Genomic DNA, 20,218 nt, shown 5'->3' with positions numbered 1-20,218 from the left:
GAGCAAAGGAGCTAGTCAGATGACTCGCATACACAAGTGGCTACCGAAACTCGCCCTGGTGGCAGCCTCGGTGATGGCGATTTCGGCGACTGCCGGGGCCGCTGAAAAACCCAACATTCTGGTGATCTTTGGCGATGACATCGGCCAGACCAACATCAGCGCCTACTCCATGGGTGTGGTCGGGTACAAGACGCCGAACATCGACCGTATTGCCAAGGAAGGCATGATGTTCACCGACTATTACGCGGAGAACAGCTGCACTGCCGGACGCTCATCGTTCATCACCGGTCAGACGCCGCTGCGTACCGGTCTGTCGAAAGTCGGTATTCCCGGGGCCCCGGTCGGCCTGCAGAAACGTGACATCACCATCGCCCAGGCGCTCAAGTCACAGGGTTACGCCACTGGCCAGTTCGGCAAGAACCACCTGGGCGACAAGGATGAATACCTGCCGACCAACCACGGTTTCGATGAATTTTTCGGCAACCTGTACCACCTCAACGCCGAGGAAGAACCGGAACGGCCTTACTGGCCCAAGGACGACGCCGAATTCGTCAAGGCCAACACCCCCCGCGGTGTGATCCATAGTTTTGCCGACGGCAAGATCGAAGACACCGGCGCCTTGACCACCAAGCGCATGGAAACCATCGACGACGAAACCACGGCCGCCGCACAGGCGTTCATCGAGAAACAGGCCAAGGCCGACAAGCCATTTTTTGTCTGGATGAACACTACGCGCATGCACGTATTCACCCACGTGCGTGACTCGATGAAGGGCCAGAGCGGCATGCCCGGCAACGAGTACGCGGACGGCATGATCGAGCACGACGGTGACGTCGGCAAATTGCTGAAAACCCTCGATGACCTGAAAATCGCCGACAACACCATCGTTGTCTACACCACCGACAACGGCCCCAACCAGTTTTCGTGGCCGGATGCGGCAACCACGCCGTTCCGCAACGAGAAAAACTCCAACTGGGAAGGCGCTTATCGGGTTCCGGCGATCATTCGCTGGCCGGGCAAGGTCAAGGCGGGTGAAGTTTCCAACGAAATGTTCTCAGGCATGGACTGGTTCCCTACCTTGCTGGCTGCAGCGGGCGAAACCGATGTAAAAGGCAAGCTGCTCAAAGGCTGGGCGCCGACTTCCGGCAGCAACAACTTCAAGGTGCATCTGGACGGTTTCAACCAGCTACCTTACCTGACCGGTCAGCAGCCTAAGGGCGAGCGCAAGGAGTTCTACTACTTCAACGATGACGGCGTGCTGGTGTCGATGCGCTTCGACAACTGGAAAGTAGTGTTCTGCGAACAACGTGAACCTGGAGGTTTCAAAGTCTGGAGCGAACCGTTCGTGTGCCTGCGTGTACCGAAAATCCTCAACCTGAGGATGGACCCGTACGAACGTGCCGACATCGTCTCCGACCAGTATTACGATTGGCAGACCAAAAACGTTTACCTGGCGGCCCAGGCGGTGCAGAAATCTGCAGTATTCCTGCAGACCTTTATCGAGTATCCACCTAGCCAGAAACCGGCCAGCTTCAGCATTGACCAGATCCGCGCTGCGGTAGATGCGAAGATCGCTGAAAAAATGAAGAATCAACCGGCACAATAAACGCAAGACCGCCGCTCGCCTGTAATGGCGAGCGGCCCAAATTCCAAATTACGAACACGCTCACCGTAGGAGCTGCCGAAGGCTGCGATCTTTTGATCTTTAGGTTTTCAGCCCTGATAAAGATCAAAAGATCGCAGCCTTCGGCAGCTCCTACAAGGGTGTCTTTCGAATTTTGTACAAGGCAACAAGCCCATGTCCTCACGTGTCGCCAGCAAGTCGTCGGCCATACCTGCCCCGCATCCCGTGGCATCCCCTGCGTTGCTGATCCCCGCCCTGCTGCTGTTCGTCTCCGGTGCTGCGGCACTGGTGTATCAGGTGCTGTGGATCAAGCAGCTGTCCCTGGTGGTGGGCGTCGAGGTGTACGCCATCACCACCGGCATCAGCGCGTTTTTTGCCGGGCTGGCGTTGGGTGGTTTGCTGTTCGGGCGTTGGGCGGACCGCATGCAGCAGCCGGTGTTGCTGTACGCGGGGCTGGAAGTGCTGGTGGCCGTGCTCGGGGTCGGCGCGACTTTTGCCATGAGCCTGGCCGCGAGTCCGTTCGCTTGGCTGGAACAACACATCGGTGTCGCGGCCTGGGTGTTGCCCTTCGCATTGGTGGGGGTCCCGGCGCTGCTTATGGGCGGCACGCTGCCGGTGCTGGTGCGGTCTCTGGCGACCGATCCGCAGCATCTGGGCCAGGCTGGCGGCCAGCTGTATGCCGCGAACACGGCCGGGGCGATTGCCGGCACCCTGCTCGCCGGTTTTGTCTTGATCGCCACCCTTGGAGTGCGCGGTAGTGCCCTCGCGGCGGCGATGCTCAACCTGCTGGCGGCCGCCGGCGCCTTGTGGTTTCAACGCCAACGCGCCATGCCGATAGAGGCCGCGGCACGTCACGGCACGGCAAAGACCCCGGACCGACTGGCTCTGTGGCTGTACTCGATTGCCGGCGGTGTGGCGCTGGGTTACGAGGTGGTGTGGTCGCAGTCCATCGTGCAGTTCATGAGTACCCGCACTTATGCGTTCGCCGTGGTGCTGGCGACCTACTTGACCGGATTGTTCCTGGGCAGCCTGCTGCTGGCGCGCCGGGTTGATCGCATCCGTGATCCCTGGGGCGTGTTCGGTTTGCTGATCGCCGGGGCCGGACTGATCGCGCTGTTGGAAATCGCCCTGCTCGGGCGCTGGCTGGTGCTCGCCCAGAGCGTGGCCGAGAATTGGGTGCTGGCCCTCGGCGCCGGTGAACTGCTGGGCATGAGCGCACGGTTTGCTGTGGCGGCCCTGACCATCGTGTTTGTCCCGACCTTACTGCTTGGCGCAGCCTTTCCTTTGGCCCTGCGCTTGAGCGTGGGTGGCGAGCGGGTGGGTCGCGACGTCGGCGCGGTTGTCGCGTTCAACACCCTTGGCGGCATCATCGGGGTGATGCTGTGTGGTTTTGTCCTGATCCCGCTGCTCGGCCTGGTGCGCACCCTGGGACTGCTGGCCATCATCGCCGCCGGCATTGGTTACCTCGCGGTACGCAAAGGTCATGGCGTGAAGAAAGGCCGACGCCAGGCGGTAGTTGCCCTCGGCCTGCTATCGCTGGCCGTGGCGCTGCTGACACCGGTCGACAAGCTGGCCAGCCTGCTCCCCGGCGCCCGCAACGGCACCCTGGCTTTTTACCAGGAAGGTCGCGGCGGAACGGTGGCGGTGGTCACCCAGGGCAAGGGCGCGAAAGCCTTCCAGCGCCTGTACATCCAGGGCGTCTCCAACACTGGCGATGCAATGCCGTCGCTGCGTTACATGCGCGTTCAGGCGCTGCTGCCGCTGCTGATTCATGCCGGCGAGCCGCGCTCGGCACTGGTGATCGGGTTTGGCACCGGGATCACCGCAGGCGCCCTCACCCGCTACCCGGGGCTGGAACACAGGGTGGTAGCCGAACTGCTGCCGGCCGTGGTGCAGGCCGCGCCGCTGTTCAAGGGCAACTTCAATGCAGCAGCAGACCCCAGTGTCGACGTGCGCCTGCGCGATGGACGCCAGGAGCTGCTGCGTAATCCGCAACGCTACGACCTGATCACTCTGGAGCCGCCACCGCCGTCCGCTGCCGGAGTGGTCAACCTGTATTCCCGGGACTTCTACCAATTGGCGGCCAGCCGTCTGCAACACCAGGGCCTGGTTGCCCAATGGCTGCCGCTGCCGACCCAGAACATTGACGATTCGCGCTCATTGGTGCGCAGCTTTCTCGAGGTATTCCCCTACGCCACGCTGTGGACCAGCGAATTCCACGAGATGCTGCTGGTGGGTTCGATGCAGCCGATTGAATTGGATGCAACAAAAATCTCTGAGCGTTTTCAGCAGGAACCGGTGCGCAGCACGCTGCAGGATGTAGGTATCGGCTCAGCCGCGGCGCTGCTCGCCACCTGGGTCACCGACCGGGCCGGCCTGGAGCGCTTCGCCGCTGATGCCCCACCCGTCACCGACGATCAGCCCCGCATCGAATACGCGCCGTGGGTGCGGGCCAAGGAGATAACACGGGTATTGCCGGCCTTGCTGGACCTGCGCGTGGCGCCGCCGCTGGTGAATGCCGATGCCGGATTTATCGAACGCATGAACAACCATCAGCAACGCCTGATGCAGTTCTATCGGGCCAGCCTGCATGCCTATGACGGCGACCGGGACGCCTGGGCGAGGGATGCTCGGGACGTGATGCGCGGGGATGGCGGGAATCCGTATTACCGGTGGTTTATGGGGCAGTGATGGAGCCGCAATCGCGAGCAAGCTGTTGCTACTACAGCCATGTCGCAAACCCTGTGGAAGCGGGCTTGATGCCTTGGTCGGCCCTAAGGCCGCCACGGCCCGGTTGTTGATCGTGGACGCCCCGTTAACCACGATGGCCGAACGCAGGCATTGTGTAGCGGGTAAACCGGCAAGGATGCCGGTTTAGCCGCGCTGGGCCAGGGAGGGCCCATCGCGGCGGCCCGCGGAGCAATGCCGGAGTGCGGGCACACCGAGCCTAGGCGAGGTGCCGAGTGGTGGGGCAAGAAGCGCTTGGTTACTTGGCGCTGTTCCAAGTGACCCGCTGTAAAAGCGGAACCAATAGAAGCCATGACTGCAAAAAACGGATATGTACACGAAGCCAAGATCAAAAGATCGCAGCCTCGTTTCACTCGACAGCTCCTACAGTTCCTGCAGTTCCCGCGGCGCCCACCGCATTATTTGGACTTGAGCTTCAAATACGACTGATGCAAATCCGCAGCCCAGCCATCGATCACGCCCTTGACGTCATCAGCCTTCATCACCTGGCTATCGTTTTCCAGCGGTTTGCCAGTGCCCTTGCGCACCACCTGCGCCAGCACATGGTTGTCGCCGCCGTCGAGGAACACCGCCTCGGTGGCCAGATCAGTCTCCTGATCACGAATCCCACTCGCCGTGCTCACCGCTGCAGCCACCAGGGCAATCGGAATCACTTCATACGGCTTGAGTCCTTCGGTCTTGCTGCTCACCGCAGTGATCGCCGCACGCACCACAATCACACCCGGGCCAGGACCGGCTGCCAACGGCAAGGATTTGCCGATCTCGCGCTTGAGCGCCTGGTCGTAGTAACCGGTAATGCCGTTAAGCGTTGCCTGGGGGATTTTCACCGTCGGTTGTGGTTTTGGGTAGAGCTGGGTCGGCTCGACATAGACACTGTTGTACTTGCTGACATCCAACTTGGGATCGACCCAGCGCATCACCGTGGCACCCGACGGGGACGTCGCTTCCTTGAGCTTGCTGTAGTCCTTGAGGAAGCCCGAATACTGGGCAGGATCAACCACTTTACTGGCACAACCCACCATGCCAATCGAGGCAATGCACAGCGTGCTCATCATTAACGCTAGCTTCATGGAAAAACTCCTGTAAGTCGGCCAACAACATTATGCGAAAGGGTGTTACAGGTATAGCCAATACTTGAGATAATGCGTTGAAATATCACAATGTTCATCCAGGCTGTGGGCCTGATCACATTGGGCATTTGACACCAGCCGGGCATCCGGCAAAGCTGCACCGAGCTTGCACGCGCGCCTGAAGGCAAACGCACCTGGACTACGGAAGTCGGAATGCCGAAGCATAAAAATATAGTTGCTGATTCAAACCCTGATTCGCCATCGAACCTGACCCATCGCTACCTGTTCCCCGTCACCATCGGCGCCCTGCTGTTGGCCGTTGCGGGCATAGGCTGGTTTCTGCTGAGCAGCCAGCCGACCCCCGCTCCCTACGCTCAGGTCAGTGCACCGGTTGCCCAACCGGCCAAGGTGCAACCGGTGGCGATGGCGCCGGCGACCATGGTTGACGAAGCACAATGCCAGGCTTGCCACAGCCCGCAGGTCAAGGATTGGCAAGGCTCACATCATCAGCTGGCGATGCAGGAAACCAACGTCGACACAGTGCTGGGCGACTTTAACAACGTCACCTTCAAGGCAGAAAACGAGACCACGCGGTTCTCGCGCAAAGACGGCAGTTTCTGGGTCAACACCCCAGGCATCGACGGCAAGAACGCCGATTTCAAAGTGGCCTACACCTTCGGCATCGCGCCCCTGCAGCAATACCTGATCGAGGTCGGCGAAGGCCGGCTGCAGGCGCTCGGCGTGGCCTGGGATAGTGAGAAACACCGTTGGTTTCATTTGTATCCGGGCCAGGGCGTCAACTTCAAGAACCCGCTGCACTGGAGCAAGCCCAGCCAGAACGCCAACTTCATGTGCGTGGAGTGCCACACCACCGGCTTCAAGCGCAATTTCGATGCTGCCAAAAATACCTTCGACAGCCAGTGGAACAGCCTTGGCGTCGGCTGCCAGGCATGCCATGGCCCGGCCTCCAACCATCTGGAATGGGCGGCGAAAAAAGGCGACCTGGTGCACAAGGGTTTTGCCGTCGATCTCAAGGACAAGGACGCCACCGTCGAGCTCGAAACCTGTGCTCGCTGCCATTCGCGCCGAGCGCCACTGGGGGATGGTTTCACCGTGGGCAAGCGTCTGATGGATGATTACCTGCCCAGCCCGCTCACTCGCGAGTTGTACGCGCTGGACGGCAAGATCAAGGATGAAGTGTTCGAGCACGGTTCCTTCGCCCAGAGCAAAATGGCTGAAAAGGGCGTGCGCTGCAGCAACTGCCACAACCCCCACAGCAACGAACTGAAGGCACCCGGCAATGGCGTGTGCCTGCAATGTCACAACACGGCGGGCAAAAGTGCGGTCGAGGGCGTCGACGGCAAGGGGCTGCAAGCGAAGAACTACGACTCCATCGAACACACCCGGCACACGATGGGGCAGCCCGGTTCGCAATGTGTCGATTGCCACATGCCGGGCAAGTTCTACATGGGTAACGACTTCCGGCATGACCACAGCTTCAGCATTCCCAACCCGCAACGGGCAAAAAAGCTCGGTACGCCAGACGCCTGCCTGACCTGCCATCAGGGCAAGGCCGGTGACAAGGTCACCGAGCAGTTCAAGCTGTGGAGCACGGCTACTGCCGCGCAAGCGCCGCGCTACGACGAAAGCCTGCGGCTGATTCGCAACGGCCAGCCCGGTGCCGCGCAAGCCCTGTATGAACAACTGCAACGCAGCAACCTGCCGGCCATCCAGCGTGCGACGCTGCTCGCCGAACTGGCGCTGTACCCCAGTGAACAAGCGTTGAAGCTGGCCAGCACCGACTTGCACAACCCGGCACCGCAGGTGCGTGAAAGCGCCGTTCGGGCGATCAGTGCCTTTCTCCCGCCCGCCGAGCGCGCGCCCCTGCTGACGCCGTTGCTGAGTGATCCGGTGAAGGCGGTACGAATCGCCGCTGCCCGGGATTTGCTTGGCGCGGCCCGCACGGGTTTGGGCAGCTCCCAGGCCAATTGGGACGCGGCGATCGGCGAGTACGAAGCCGTGCAGAAAAGCCTCGCCGAACGCGCCGAAGCCAACCTCAACCTGGCCATGCTGTACCAGGCCAGTGGGCGTAGCGGTGAAGTCGAAGGTTTGTTGCGCAGCGCCCTCAAACGCGACCCGGACTTCTTTCCGGCGCTGGTCACCCTGGTGCAATGGCTGGAAGCCGCGGGTCGCGGTCAGGAGGCGCGGGCGCTGCTGGATCAAGGGCTGAAGGATCATCCGGATGCGGCGCTGCTGCAGCATACCCAGGGCCTGTCCCTGATTCGCGGCGGCAAAACCGCCCAGGCCATGCCCGCCCTGCGCAAGGCCGCCCAACTGGAGCCGCAAAATGCGCAGTATGGCTACGTGCTGGCCGTTGCGCTGCACGACAGTGGCAAGGTCGACGAGGCCTGCCTGGAGCTGGAAAGACTGCTCAAGGAGCAGCCGGCCAATCGCAATGCGCGCCTGTCGTTGATCCAGTACTACCTGGAAAACGGCCAGGAGCCCAAGGCGCAGGTACTGCTACAGGGCTGGAAGAAAATGAACATGGGAGATCCGGCGTTGAAGTGACCCGGATTGATCAACTGTGACAGGTCCCGAGGCGCCACTCTCACGGATCTGCGCAACAGATTCCTCAGGATAACAAAAAACCGGATCAGCGCGCGGCCAATCGCCGCACGCGGGCAATCCATCTGATCCGCATAAACTCGCTTTTCCTGAGTCTGTTTTGTTTTGCCCTGGATTCCTACAGTAGCTGCTTTGCAACCGTGGAAGCATTGACCATGAGCACAGCAGCAATCGGAGCGGCCTATAACTATAAGGTCGTCCGCCAATTCATCGTGGCGACCATCGTCTGGGGTGTCGTCGGCATGGCGATGGGGGTGTGGATCGCCTCGCAACTGGTATGGCCCGATATGAATCTGGACCTGCCATGGACCACCTTCGGGCGCTTGCGTCCGCTGCACACCAGCCTGGTGATTTTCGGATTTGCCGGTAGCGCACAGTTCGCCGCCAGCTACTACGCGGTGCAGCGCACCTGCCAGGTGCGGCTGTACTCGGACAAGCTAGCGGCGTTCACCTTCTGGGGTTGGCAATCGGTGATCGTGGTGATGCTGGTCACCCTGCCCCTGGGCTACACCACCACCAAGGAATACGCCGAGATCGAGTTCACCGGCGCCGTGTGGATGACGGTGGTCTGGGTCGCGTACGCCATCGTGTTCTTCACCACTGTGGTGCAGCGCAAAACCAAACATATCTACGTCGGCAACTGGTTTTTCGGCGCGTTTATCGTGGTGATCGCCATGCTGCACGTGGTCAATCACCTGTCGATCCCGGTGGACTGGTTCAAATCCTATCCAGTTTATTCCGGCGCCACCGATGCCATGGTGCAGTGGTGGTACGGCCACAACGCGGTGGGGTTTTTCCTGACCACCGGCTTCCTCGGCATGATGTATTACTTCGTACCCAAACAGGTGAACCGGCCGGTGTATTCCTATCGCCTGTCGATTGTGCATTTCTGGGCGTTGATCACCCTGTACATCTGGGCCGGCCCGCATCACCTGCACTACACCGCGCTGCCAGACTGGGCGCAATCGCTGGGCATGGCGATGTCGCTGATCCTGCTGGCGCCGAGCTGGGGCGGGATGATCAACGGCATGATGACGCTGTCGGGCGCCTGGCATAAGTTGCGCACCGACCCGATCCTGCGCTTTCTGGTGCTGTCCCTGGCCTTCTACGGCATGTCGACGTTCGAGGGGCCGATGATGGCGATCAAGACCGTCAACGCCCTCTCTCACTACACCGACTGGACCATCGGCCACGTGCACGCAGGTGCTTTGGGTTGGGTCGCCATGATCACGTTCGGCGCGGTCTATCACATGGTTCCGAAAGTCTTCGGTCGCGAACAGATGCACAGTACGCCACTGATCAACCTGCACTTCTGGCTGGCCACCATCGGCACGGTGCTGTACATCGCGTCGATGTGGGTCAACGGTATCACCCAGGGCCTGATGTGGCGGGCGATCAATGATGACGGCACCCTCACCTACTCCTTCGTGGAGGCCTTGCAGGCCAGTCATCCGGGATTCATCGTGCGCTTTGCCGGCGGGGTGTTTTTCCTCAGCGGCATGTTGCTTATGGCCTACAACGTGTGGCGCACGGTGCGGGTTGCCGATGCGACGCTGGCCGCGCGTGAAGCGCAGATTGCCTGAGGCGGGAGTTGGAAATGATCGAGATGCTGATCAATGCACTGGGTGTGGCGAGTCTGTGGCTGGCGGTGGAATATTGCCTTAAATGGCATACCGCCGAGAGTCTCGAGGATGCGAGCCTGATACCCTTTGCCGATGACCCGGAGGTGGCACGGCGGGTGGAGCTGGCGACGGGGAAAACTGTGAAGGCAGTTGCGCCGGAAGTGGCGAAACCGGGTTGGGGTAACCTCCCTATGTGATTGACCCCAAACTGTAGGAGTGAGCCTGCTCGCGATGGCGCTCTGTCTGCTAGATGGAGGTTGAATGCGCCACCGCCATCGCGGGCAAGCCTTGCTCCCACAGAGGTTTAATTGTGCAATCCTGGAAACTCAGCCGCGCTCCCGGGGGATCAGGCTCTGCAGCTGCTGCGCCAGGAAATTCGCGTCGAAGGCGAAGGTATCCGGGTCCTTCAGGCCGTTGGTCTTGCGCCACTGCCAGTTACTGGACGGCGGCAGGCACACCAGCGAAACGCTGCCATAACGCGCAGCCGTCAGCCCCATGACTGCCAGGGAAATCTGCCCGCCAGTGCCCATCACATCGGGAACAAATTCCACCGGTTTACCGGCGATCACTATCCCCAGTTTCTCGGTCTTGAAGATCGAGGTTTCCACCGGAACACTCGGCCCGAAGGCGACGTAGGCCTCACGGCTGACTTCCAGCAGATTGGGCGCCTTGACCGGCTCCAGCCACAGCTGAATCTGGTCGAACAGCTCACCAATGCGCGTTGCCCAGACAGCCGATTGCGCCTCAAACAGTTGCTTCTTGTGCGCTTCGCTTTCTGCGTAGTTGCGAAGCATCTCACCCAATTGCTGTACGTCGTCCATTGCGGTGTTCCTATGGTTGAAGCAGTGCTGCGGACTTTGAGCATGGCAGATGCGCGCCGCTGGCGTACGACTAAACGCGCCAGCGGTATTCTCGAGGCTTGGTTGAATCAGCGGGCGTTGAGCGTACGACGCAGCCGCGCCATGCTCAGGGTGTCGACCAGGACCCCGTCACTCACAGCATAATCACGAAACAGGCCTTCGGTCTCGAAGCCGAATTTGCGGTACAGGGCGATCGCCGCGTCGTTATCCGCATACACCGAAAGCTCGACCCGCTGCAGGTTCATCCAGTTGTCGGCGATGTCCAAAGCGGCGCTGATCAACTTTGAGCCGACGCCCTTGCCCTGCCACGCCACCGCGACGCCCATGCCGAAACTGCCAGCGTGGCTGCGGCGCACCCGCCCTTCAACAACTGGGGGTTTGGCGAAAACTCACGGCCAGGCGATTCCAGCTGTTGATGGTGGTGACGGCAATGGTCAGGTCGACCATCTCGCCTTCATCGAACTGCTCGCGGGCCTGAGCGTAGACGTCGTCCGGCACATGGCTTTCGGACAGCAACGTCACTGCCTCGGTCCAGGCCAGCGCGGCGCGCTCACGGGGATTGAAAAAGCCGCTGTCACGCCACACCACGATCGAATACAGGCGCCGATCAGTCTCGCCGAGGCGCCGCGCGTCCACCGAGTGCATGTCAGTGCAGAACGCACAGCCATTGAGTTGCGAAGCGCGGATCTTGATCAGGTGCAACAGCTCCTGCTCGATGCTGAGGTTGCTGGTCAGCGCCTCCATGGCAATCATGGCTTTCATCGCCTTGGGCGATGCGCTGTAGTAATCCAGGCGGGAATTCATGGCGTGCCTCATGGAGCTGTAGATACACCCTACGGTAGGCGTGAACGGGCGAGCGTAACAGGTCCAATTCGGCGAATTTACCGTGGACCACCCGGGCACCAGGCCAATCTGCGCTTTTTCGCCCGCGCAACTACTGCACGCCCGCTCATGCGGGTAATCTTGCGCGATCGCCCCCGCACTTGAATCGCCTCGGAGCCTCGCCGGTATGGAACTTCATGTCGTCATCAACGGCCGCAAGGACCTGGCTGGCCAGTTATACAACCAACTGCGCAGCGCCATCGAATCCGGCCGCCTGGCAGCCGGCACGCAGCTGCCGCCCAGTCGGTTGCTGGCAGAGCAGCTGGGGATCTCGCGCAAGACCATTTCCGACACTTATGCCCAGCTCACCTACGAAAACCTCCTGACCGGGATCATCGGCAAGGGCACCTACGTCAACGCCAGGCCGGCGAAAATCAGCCGTAAACAGAGCCACTCGGAACTGGCCAGTGCCGAGGTCATCGAATCCTGGCGCAACCTGCCGGTGTTTTTACGCCACCCTACCCTTGAAGGATCGCTGCGCTTTGACTTTATCGGCGGCGCCACCAGCAAGGGCCAGTTTCCGCAGGACGATTGGCGACGCTGCACGTCCCACGCGCTGCGCCAGATGTCCGGTTCCAAGGGTTTCTACAGCCAGCCCGAAGGCCTGCCAGCACTGCGCAATGCGATAGCACGGCACATCGCGTTTTCCCGCGGAGTCAATTGCCAGGACGAGGACGTGGTGGTGTGCAATGGCGCGCAACAGGCACTCGACCTGATCTCCCGGGTGATGACTCGCCCCGGCAGCATTGTGGCGATGGAGGACCCTGGCTATCCCCCGGCACGCTTGCTGTTTGGCAGCCATGGCGCGACGGTGATCGGCGTCCCCGTGGATGCTCAAGGCATTCAGGTGGACAAGATCCCCATGGGCACGCGGCTGATCTACGTCACGCCCTCCCACCAGTTTCCCCTCGGCATCCCCATGAGCACGGAACGCCGGATTGCCCTGCTGGAGCGTGCGTATGAGCTTGGGGCGATCATCATCGAGGACGATTACGACAGCGAATTCCGCTACGAAGGCCGCCCGACGGACTCACTGCAGAGCATGGACGAGCGTGGCATCGTCGCCTACGTTGGCACCTTCTCGAAAACCCTGCTGCCGGAGCTGCGCCTGGGCTATGCGATCCTGCCGCCGGCAATCCTCGAAGCAGTGATTCGCGCCAAGCAGCTCACCGACCTGCACACTTCCACACTGCCGCAATGGGCACTGGCCAAGTTCATCGCCGAAGGCTGCCTGCTCAAGCACATCAGGCGCTGCCATACGATCTACGCCGGGCGCCGTGAGCGCATTCTCGAGCGCGCGGCCGCAGACCTCGCGGCGTGGCTTGAGGCGGTGCCGTCTACCGCAGGCTTTCACATGGTGCTGATGTTCAAAGTGCCGATCGATATGCCATTGCTGGTCGAACTGGCGAAAAAGGTTGAAGTCGGGCTCTATCCGATTGAAGGGTTCTACTATCAGCAAGCGCCAAAAGATGGACTGTTGATGGGCTTTGGCGCCATTGAAACCCTGGATATCGACCTCGCCCTGGACCGTCTGCGCGACATTTTGCAGCAGGTAGCATGACGATTGGCGTGGGGGTTTATCCGGCGATTGGTTATTGGCGGTCCCGGCGAGCAGGCCTATCCTGCTAAGGCGTTTTTCCCTCAGTGAGCAGGATTCGTCCGGCCTGATTCAGGAGTGTGAGCAATGTCCAAAGAAGTGATTAATACCGTACAGGTGCAGGCCGCCGCCGGCCGCTCGGAAGAGCTGGGCAAGCAACTGCAAAAGATTGTCGAAACCCTGCGCCAACAACCGGGCTGTGAATCCTATATGGTCGACCGCTGCCCCGAAGACAGCAACCGCTGGAACGTCAGCGCGCGCTGGCAATCGGAAGACGCCATGCACTCGCATTTCAACTGCCCCGAAGTCCAGGGGTTTATCGGCCTGATCGACAACCAATTGGCCAATGCCGTCGATTTCAACAGTTTTCCAATTCGTTAGGATTGGTCCCCTGACCTTCCCGAGAATTGGCTGTTTGCTCGACCTCACCTGCGGACTAATGTGGGTTCTGCCAACCCACTACTCAGGTGACTTACCATGAAAGCTTTGCATTTCCTTGCTGCTCCCCTTGCGGCCCTGGCACTCACCGTTTCTTTTGGTGCACTGGCCCACGAAGGCGAACCCTCAGAAAAGGTCACGGTGCTGCAGGACCAGATGCTGAAAAATGTGCCCGGCAAAAAAGCCCTGATGATCGAAGTCGACTACGAGCCGGGCCAGGCGTCCATTGCCCATAAACACCAGGGCACTGCCATGGCTTATGTGCTTTCCGGTGAAATCACCTCGCAAGTCAAAGGTGAAAAAGCGATCACCTACAAGGCCGGCGAGTACTGGTATGAGGCAGCCGGATCGGAGCATCTGGTATCGAAAAACGCCAGCGCCAGCCAGCCCGCCAAGCTGTTAGTGTTCATGGTGTTGTCGCCGGACGAGAAAGTGTTGATCCCATTGAAAAACTGATAGCTGCGGGGGGATGCATAAATAAACGGCCCGACAAATACAGTCAGGGCCGTTTTATTTCTTCCCGCGATTAGTTAAGCCTGCTTACACCAAACAAAACTAACGGTTGCACAGTCGTCATCGCCGAGCCTATTTAATTAAACGCCCACAGGTTTAGTCTTGAACTTACTGCTGGTTTTAGACCAGCAACAAACTTCATGAATCAGGCTGTTTCACTGGAGTAACACCATGAAACTTGTATTGATCAGTACGTTGACGATGACAGTTTGTTTAACGGGCTGCTCCGTTCCCACGGCACCCGAAGCGGTTTCTTCGCTTGACGGGATTTTCTCCCAACCGGTAGGCCGCAGTTCCGCCACCCAGGTGGTCAGCGGCCCCGATAAGTCCCTTGGGGTTGTCTACAGTCGAAATACCCAAACCAATCGCGCCTACCTCAATGACTACCGCAGCAACGCCGGAACGGGATTCGGCCAGAGCCTGCTGGTGCAGTCGATCCATGATGCCTACGTGGCCACCTCCGCGCCGGACATGGCGGTGGACTGGGTCAAGGCTTCGTTGCAGCGTCAGTTTGGTTCAGTGACGGTCTATCCGGATATGCAAAGCCTGCGGGCGGCCAACCCGGATGTGGTGGCCATCGTGGATGCGCGCAGTCAATTGATTACTTCGCGTAGTTCGGACGTGGAAGCGAATGTGAGTGCGGACTTCTATGACCGCAACCTCAATTACATCGGCACCGCCCGGGGGCATGATGCCAAATCGTTGAGTCCGTTGTGGGCGGATTACAAACGCAGTGAAGAGATAGTTGCTGATATTAATGAACAGCAGAATGTGCAGGTTCGGGCGTTGCAGAAGTTTGACCAGTCGCTCAGTAATTTATTGACTGGGCCGACAAGTAATGTGTCGATGAATGATAATACAGGCAATAAGTTGTATTGAGGCTGACGGCCTCTTCGCGAGCAAGCCCGCTCCCACAGGGTTTTGTGTTGGACACATGATTTCCACACCCCACCGAACCCTGTGGGAGCGGGCTTGCTCGCGAAGGGGCCCTCCCGGATGACACAAAGCTTTCAGACAAAAAACCCCGCATCTCTCAATGCGGGGTTTTTCATTCAGCGCCTGATCAGGCCGCCGGCTCCAGCTCCTCGCTGACCGCCGCAGTCGCAGGCACCACCGCTTGCCCACTCAACGCCAGGTCCAGCAACTCGCGGTTGGCCACCGCATACATGGCGTAGTCCGTGCCGCTTGCAGCACGGATTTCCACCAGCATCGCGCGCCAGCGATCGATCATGCTCACGTGCTCGGCCATCCACAGTGCCAGGCGCGTTTCCACGTCCTGGGAACCGTCGCCCTGTTGCAGGACCGAGATGGTGATCGCACGTTGTTGCCAGTCGACGTCGTCACGGAACGCTTCACGGGCCAGGGCCTGCCAGTTGTTTTCAACCGGTAAGGCACTGATCTGCGACAGGTACCAGGTGATGTCCAGCGCGCTGCCCACGGCGAAGTACGCCTTGGCCACGTCCGCAGGGTTCTGCCCGGTCACGTCGGAAGCCTCGATGATCGGCAGCAGCGTGTACAGGTGCGAAGTCCCAGCCACCATGCGCGCCAGCAACTCCGGCACGCCAGCTTCGACGTACGCTTCGTAGCGTGCTTGCCAGTTTTCATGGATCTCGCCGCTCAACAGTTCGTCGAGTTTCAGACCCAGCTCCTTAAGGTGCGGACCGAAATGCGCGACGTCACGGGCAGCATTCTGCTCGTTGCGACGGGCACGCAGGAACCAGCGAGTAGCACGGCGCCCCAGGCGCATCAGCTCGTCCATCAGCTCCAGCTGCACGTCTGCCGAAACCTGGTAGTCCAGGGCTTCGATCTGACGGAACCAGTGCGGGAGGTGGAAGATGTCACGCACGATCACATAAGCGCCAGCCACGTTCGCCGGGCTCATGCCGGTCGACTCTTTGAGTCGCTGAACGAAAGTGATACCCATGTGGTTGACCAGGTCGTTGGCGATCTGGGTGCTGACGATTTCACGCTTCAGACGGTGACGGCGCATGGCGGCCGAGAACTTGCTCACCAGGCTTGGCGGGAAGGCGGTTTCCATGTCACGTGTCAGGTAGTCGTCATCCGGCACCAGGGAGCCCAGCAGCTGCTCCTTGAGGTCGATCTTACTGTAGGAGATCAGCACCGACAGCTCTGCACGCGTCAGGCCGTGGCCTTCGGCAATGCGTTCGTTGATCGATTCTTCAGCCGGCAGGAACTCGATGGCACGATCCAGTTTGCCGCGGCTTTCCAGGTCGTTCATCAGGCGCTTGTATTCGGCAATCCGCGGCAAGGCGCGACGGGCTGCCAGGGACAGGGCCTGGGTCTGCTTGTAGTTGTTGCCGAGTACCAGGTTGCCCACTTCGTCGGTCATGCTCGCCAGCAACAGGTTGCGTTGCTTGTCGGTCATGTCGCCGGCCTGAACCACTTCGTTCAGCAGGATCTTGATGTTCACTTCGTGGTCGGAGCAGTCCACACCACCGGCGTTGTCGATGAAGTCGGTGTTGGAACCGCCGCCATTGAGGCCGAATTCCACACGACCGAGCTGGGTCATGCCGAGGTTACCGCCCTCGCCCACGACCTTGCAGCGCAGTTCGTTGCCGTTCACCCGCAGTGCATCGTTGGCCTTGTCGCCGACATCGGCGTGGCTTTCGCTGCTGGCCTTGACGTAGGTGCCGATACCGCCGTTCCACAACAGGTCTACCGGCGCCTTGAGCAAGGCGTTCAGCAGTTCGGTCGGGGTCAGCTTGTCGGCCTGGATGTCGAAGCGCTCTTTCATCTGCGGGGAAATCGCGATGCTTTTCGCACTACGGGAGAAGATCCCACCGCCTTCGGACATGATGCTGGTGTCGTAATCCGACCAGGCCGAACGCGGCAGGTCGAACAGGCGCTGACGCTCGGCGAAGCTGTTCGCCGGCTGTGGATTAGGATCGATGAAGATGTGCAAGTGGTTGAACGCTGCGACCAGTTGCAGCTTGTCGGACATCAGCAAGCCGTTACCGAACACGTCACCGGCCATGTCGCCGACGCCCACCACAGTGATGCTGTCTTCCTGGACGTTGATGCCGCGTTCGCGGAAGTGACGTTGTACGCCCACCCACGCGCCCTTGGCGGTGATGCCCATTTTCTTGTGGTCGTAACCGGCAGAACCACCGGAGGCGAACGCGTCACCCAGCCAGAAGCCGTAGTCGATGGCGATGCCGTTAGCGATGTCGGAGAAGGTCGCAGTGCCTTTGTCCGCAGCCACCACCAGGTACGGGTCATCGTCGTCATGGCGCACGACGTTGACCGGCGGCACCAGCGCGCCATCTTTCAGGTTGTCGGTGATGTCCAGCAGGCCGGAGATGAAGATGCGGTAGCAGGCGATGCCCTCGGCCGCGATCTCGTCACGGCTGCCGCCCAGTGGCAGGCGGCGCGGCAGGAAGCCGCCCTTCGCGCCCACTGGCACGATGACCGAGTTCTTCACTTGCTGGGCTTTTACCAGACCCAGCACTTCGGTACGGAAGTCTTCTTCACGATCGGACCAGCGCAGACCACCGCGAGCAACGTTGCCGAAGCGCAAGTGCACGCCTTCAACCCGTGGCGAGTAGACGAAGATTTCGAACTTCGGCACCGGCTTTGGCAGCTCGGGAATCTGGTGCGGGTTGAACTTGAAGCTGAAGTACGACTTGTTCTGGCCGTTGGCGTCGGTCTGGTAGAAGTTGGTCCGCAGGGTGGCTTTGATCAGGTCCAGGTAGCGCCGCAGGATGCGGTCTTCGTTCAACACCTGAACGTCGTCCAGTGCGGTAACGATCGCTTGTTCCAGACGTTGCTGCTTGTCTTCCAGATCGTCGCCGGTGAGCTTGCGCGCCAGGTAGAAACGGGTCTTGAACAACCGGGTCAGCTCGCGAGCGATGTCGGTGTGGTTATTCAGGGTGCTGGCGATGTAGCCCAGGTCGAAGCCCAGACGGATCTGCTTCATGTAGCGGGCGTAGGCACGCAGCAGCGCCACGTCGCGCCATGGTAGGCCGGCGGTCAGCACCAGGCGGTTGAACGCATCGTTCTCGGCATCACCACGCACGATGTGGACGAAGGCGTCCTGCAAGGTGTCGTTGAGTTGCTGGATGTCGAGGTCCAGGCCTTCGGCAGCGGTAAACGCGAAGTCGTGAATCCAGAACTCGCGGCCGTTGTTGTGACGCAGGCGGTACGGGAATTCACCCAGCACGCGCAGGCCGAGGTTTTCCAGGATCGGCAATACGTCGGACAGCGCCAGCGGGGTATCGGCGTGATACAGCTTGCAGTGCAGCTCGCGCTTGCCGGAGACCTGGCCCAATGGCTGGTAGAAGCTCATCACCAGCGGGTTTTTCTCGGTCAGGCTCAGCAGGTGCTGCATGTCGACCACCGCCGAATGCGCGGCGAAACGCTCGCGATAACCGGCCGGGAAGCCTTTCGGGAAATCGGCCAGCACGTTGGTGCCGCTGGCTTCGCCGAAGCTTTCGACAGTCAGGCTGGCGTAGTCGTCCTGCCAGCTGCGGCAGGCCTGTACCACTTCTTTTTCCAGCAGCACCGGATCGATGTCCAGGCGGTTCTTGGGATCTACCCGCAGAATCAGCTGCACACGTGCCAGCACGGACTCGGAGAAGAAAGTCCAGAACTCGCAGTCCGATGCCTTGAGGCGATCCATCAGCACTTGCTGGATCTTCTGCCGTACTTCGGTGGAGTAGATGTCGCGCGGCACGTAGGCCAGGCAGTAGCAGAAACGGCCGTACGGGTCCTTGCGCAGGAACACGCGAATCTTGTTGCGTTCCTGGATCTGCACAATCGACATCACAGTGGCGAACAGTTCGTCGACCGGGGTCTGGAACAGGTCGTCGCGCGGCAGCACTTCAACCACCTGGGCCAGTTCCTTGCCCAAGTGAGCCTTGGCCTGGAAGCCGGAACGGCGTTCGATTTCCTCGACCTTGCGGCGGATGTACGGGATGACCCGCACGCTCTCGCCATACACCGAGGAGGTGTACAGGCCCATGAAACGGCATTCCTTGATGACTTTGCCGTCGGCATCGATTTCGCGGATCGACACGTAGTCAGGGTAAGCCGGACGGTGTACACGGCTCGGGTGCGCGGCTTTGGCGAACGACAGCAGGGTCGGTTCGCGCAGGTAATTCACGGCGTAGTCTTCGATGCGCAGGTCATCGTAGGTCAGGCCGGTGCGCAGCAGTTTGGTCAGGCCGAGGAACGAGTTCTGGTCGTACTGGATGTGGCCGCCATCGGCCTCATCGGTGACCGTGAACTCTTCGTAGCCAAGGAAGGTGAAGTGGTTGCCCACCAGCCATTCCAGGAAGCTCTTGATTTCGCTTTTTTCTTCAGCGTTGACCGTGAACTGGCTGTTGTCGAGGCCGGCCAGGATTTCCTGGACCTTGGCCTTCATCGGCTCAAAATCGGCGACCGCGACGCGGACCTCACCAAGCACCTGTTCCAGCTCTTTGCTCAACACATTCAGCTCGGCCGCGTTGGCGCAGCGGTCGATTTCCAGGTACATCAGGGATTCTTGCAGGATCCCTTCGCCCTGGGTGCCCTTGGGCAGGATTTCCAGCAGCTCGCCCTTGCTGCCGCGACGCACGCTCAGCACAGTGGTTTGCAGGGTGTGAATGCTGTAGCCGCGACGGTTCAGCTCGGTACGCACCGAGTCCACCAGGAACGGCAGGTCGTGGTGCAGCACTTCGACCGCAGTGTGCGTCGACTGCCAGCCGTGGCGTTCGTAATCAGGGTTGTAGACGCGCACTTGCGGCTGCGCGTGATCGAAGCGCTCAAGCAGGCGCCACGCCGAAAGGGTACAGCCAGCGAGGTCGGACAGCCGACGCTGGGTCAACTCGTCCAGGGAAATGATGCCGAAGAATTGTTCAGCGAACAGCGCCACTTGTGGCAGTGCCTGTTCACTGAGGTGCTGCGCCAGTGCCGCTTGCAGTTGGTGCTGGAAGTCGGCTTTGCTGGCTGCGGTGAAGAACGCCATCTGTGGTACTCCGCTTGGGCTTGTTATTGATGGAAGCGTCGCGTGCAAAACCCCTCTCGGGGCGCTGCGTCACCCTGTTCCTGATTCTCGGGCAGAGGAAACAGGGTGACAGGTGGGTGAAGCTGGACGAGACACTCGGGTCACATTCACCTTCCATGAATGGGCATCTGCAAAAACCACTGCGCGATGGATTGCGCACTGTCTTTACGGGTATCCATTCGATGCGCAGCTTAACGAGTGCGACAATGTGCCTGCTTGCGGTGCTGCGACATAT

The 20,218-nt window shown here is 60.3% G+C and carries 13 protein-coding genes and 1 pseudogene; 9 read left to right on the top strand and 5 right to left on the bottom strand.

The genetic code is table 11. The features are described 5' to 3' along the window. Positions 1-19: 19 nt before the first annotated feature. Both ACYZTK_RS01150 and ACYZTK_RS01145 read left to right on the top strand, forming a co-directional pair. Entirely contained in the window at positions 20-1,606 is a 1,587-nt protein-coding gene (locus ACYZTK_RS01150) for an arylsulfatase (RefSeq protein WP_462012750.1), read from the top strand. Between the two features lie 192 nt (positions 1,607-1,798). After that, entirely contained in the window at positions 1,799-4,315 is a 2,517-nt protein-coding gene (locus ACYZTK_RS01145; RefSeq protein WP_462012749.1) for a spermidine synthase, read from the top strand. A 455-nt stretch (positions 4,316-4,770) separates the two neighbouring features. Here ACYZTK_RS01145 and ACYZTK_RS01140 read toward each other — a convergent pair whose 3' ends face one another. Continuing rightward, a complete protein-coding gene (locus ACYZTK_RS01140; RefSeq protein WP_462012748.1) occupies positions 4,771-5,442 on the bottom strand; it encodes a DUF3313 domain-containing protein in 672 nt (223 codons plus the stop codon). 213 nt (positions 5,443-5,655) lie between these two features. Between ACYZTK_RS01140 and ACYZTK_RS01135 the strand changes: the two genes are divergently transcribed. The 3 genes from ACYZTK_RS01135 to ACYZTK_RS01125 all read left to right on the top strand — a co-directional run bounded on the left by ACYZTK_RS01135 (position 5,656) and on the right by ACYZTK_RS01125 (position 9,886). Then, positions 5,656-8,010: a tetratricopeptide repeat protein gene (locus ACYZTK_RS01135; protein WP_462012747.1), complete on the top strand. Its 2,355-nt coding sequence runs from the start codon at positions 5,656-5,658 to the stop codon at positions 8,008-8,010. 212 nt (positions 8,011-8,222) lie between these two features. After that, positions 8,223-9,650 carry a cytochrome-c oxidase, cbb3-type subunit I gene (ccoN, locus tag ACYZTK_RS01130; protein ID WP_462012746.1) on the top strand — a complete coding sequence of 476 codons (1,428 nt, stop codon included), beginning with the start codon at positions 8,223-8,225 and terminating at the stop codon, positions 9,648-9,650. 14 nt (positions 9,651-9,664) lie between these two features. Next, positions 9,665-9,886, top strand: coding sequence for a cbb3-type cytochrome c oxidase subunit 3 (locus ACYZTK_RS01125; protein ID WP_462012745.1), 222 nt, complete (start codon positions 9,665-9,667; stop codon positions 9,884-9,886). Between the two features lie 129 nt (positions 9,887-10,015). Here the strand turns inward: ACYZTK_RS01125 and ACYZTK_RS01120 are convergent, their stop codons facing one another. The 3 genes and pseudogenes from ACYZTK_RS01120 to ACYZTK_RS01110 all read right to left on the bottom strand — a co-directional run bounded on the left by ACYZTK_RS01120 (position 10,016) and on the right by ACYZTK_RS01110 (position 11,353). After that, the gene (locus tag ACYZTK_RS01120; RefSeq protein ID WP_462012744.1) at positions 10,016-10,510 is read right to left on the bottom strand and encodes a hypothetical protein; all 495 of its coding nucleotides are present in this window, start codon (positions 10,508-10,510) and stop codon (positions 10,016-10,018) included. 107 nt (positions 10,511-10,617) lie between these two features. After that, positions 10,618-10,908: pseudogene (locus tag ACYZTK_RS01115) on the bottom strand (GNAT family N-acetyltransferase); the annotation flags it as partial. A gap of 4 nt (positions 10,909-10,912) precedes the next feature. Then, positions 10,913-11,353: a carboxymuconolactone decarboxylase family protein gene (locus tag ACYZTK_RS01110; RefSeq protein WP_462012743.1), complete on the bottom strand. Its 441-nt coding sequence runs from the start codon at positions 11,351-11,353 to the stop codon at positions 10,913-10,915. 205 nt (positions 11,354-11,558) lie between these two features. Here ACYZTK_RS01110 and pdxR point away from each other — a divergent pair, with 205 nt between their 5' ends. From pdxR to ACYZTK_RS01090, 4 genes are all read left to right on the top strand, one after another. Then, positions 11,559-12,992 (top strand): MocR-like pyridoxine biosynthesis transcription factor PdxR, encoded by a 1,434-nt coding sequence (gene pdxR, locus ACYZTK_RS01105; RefSeq protein ID WP_462012742.1) that lies wholly within the window; start codon positions 11,559-11,561, stop codon positions 12,990-12,992. A gap of 123 nt (positions 12,993-13,115) precedes the next feature. Continuing rightward, positions 13,116-13,409, top strand: a complete 294-nt coding sequence (locus tag ACYZTK_RS01100; protein WP_462012741.1) for a putative quinol monooxygenase — start codon at positions 13,116-13,118, stop codon at positions 13,407-13,409. A 96-nt stretch (positions 13,410-13,505) separates the two neighbouring features. Further along, positions 13,506-13,922, top strand: coding sequence for a cupin domain-containing protein (locus tag ACYZTK_RS01095; RefSeq protein ID WP_462012740.1), 417 nt, complete (start codon positions 13,506-13,508; stop codon positions 13,920-13,922). Positions 13,923-14,150: 228 nt separating this feature from the next. Beyond that, positions 14,151-14,858, top strand: a complete 708-nt coding sequence (locus ACYZTK_RS01090) for an ATPase (protein WP_462012739.1) — start codon at positions 14,151-14,153, stop codon at positions 14,856-14,858. A gap of 184 nt (positions 14,859-15,042) precedes the next feature. Here the strand turns inward: ACYZTK_RS01090 and ACYZTK_RS01085 are convergent, their stop codons facing one another. Continuing rightward, positions 15,043-19,944: an NAD-glutamate dehydrogenase gene (locus ACYZTK_RS01085; RefSeq protein WP_462012738.1), complete on the bottom strand. Its 4,902-nt coding sequence runs from the start codon at positions 19,942-19,944 to the stop codon at positions 15,043-15,045. Between the last annotated feature and the right edge of the window lie 274 nt (positions 19,945-20,218).

The organism is Pseudomonas sp. LB3P31 (assembly GCF_054897945.1).
Note: the sequence above shows the minus strand (reverse complement) of the source record. Positions and strands in the feature narration are given on the sequence as shown.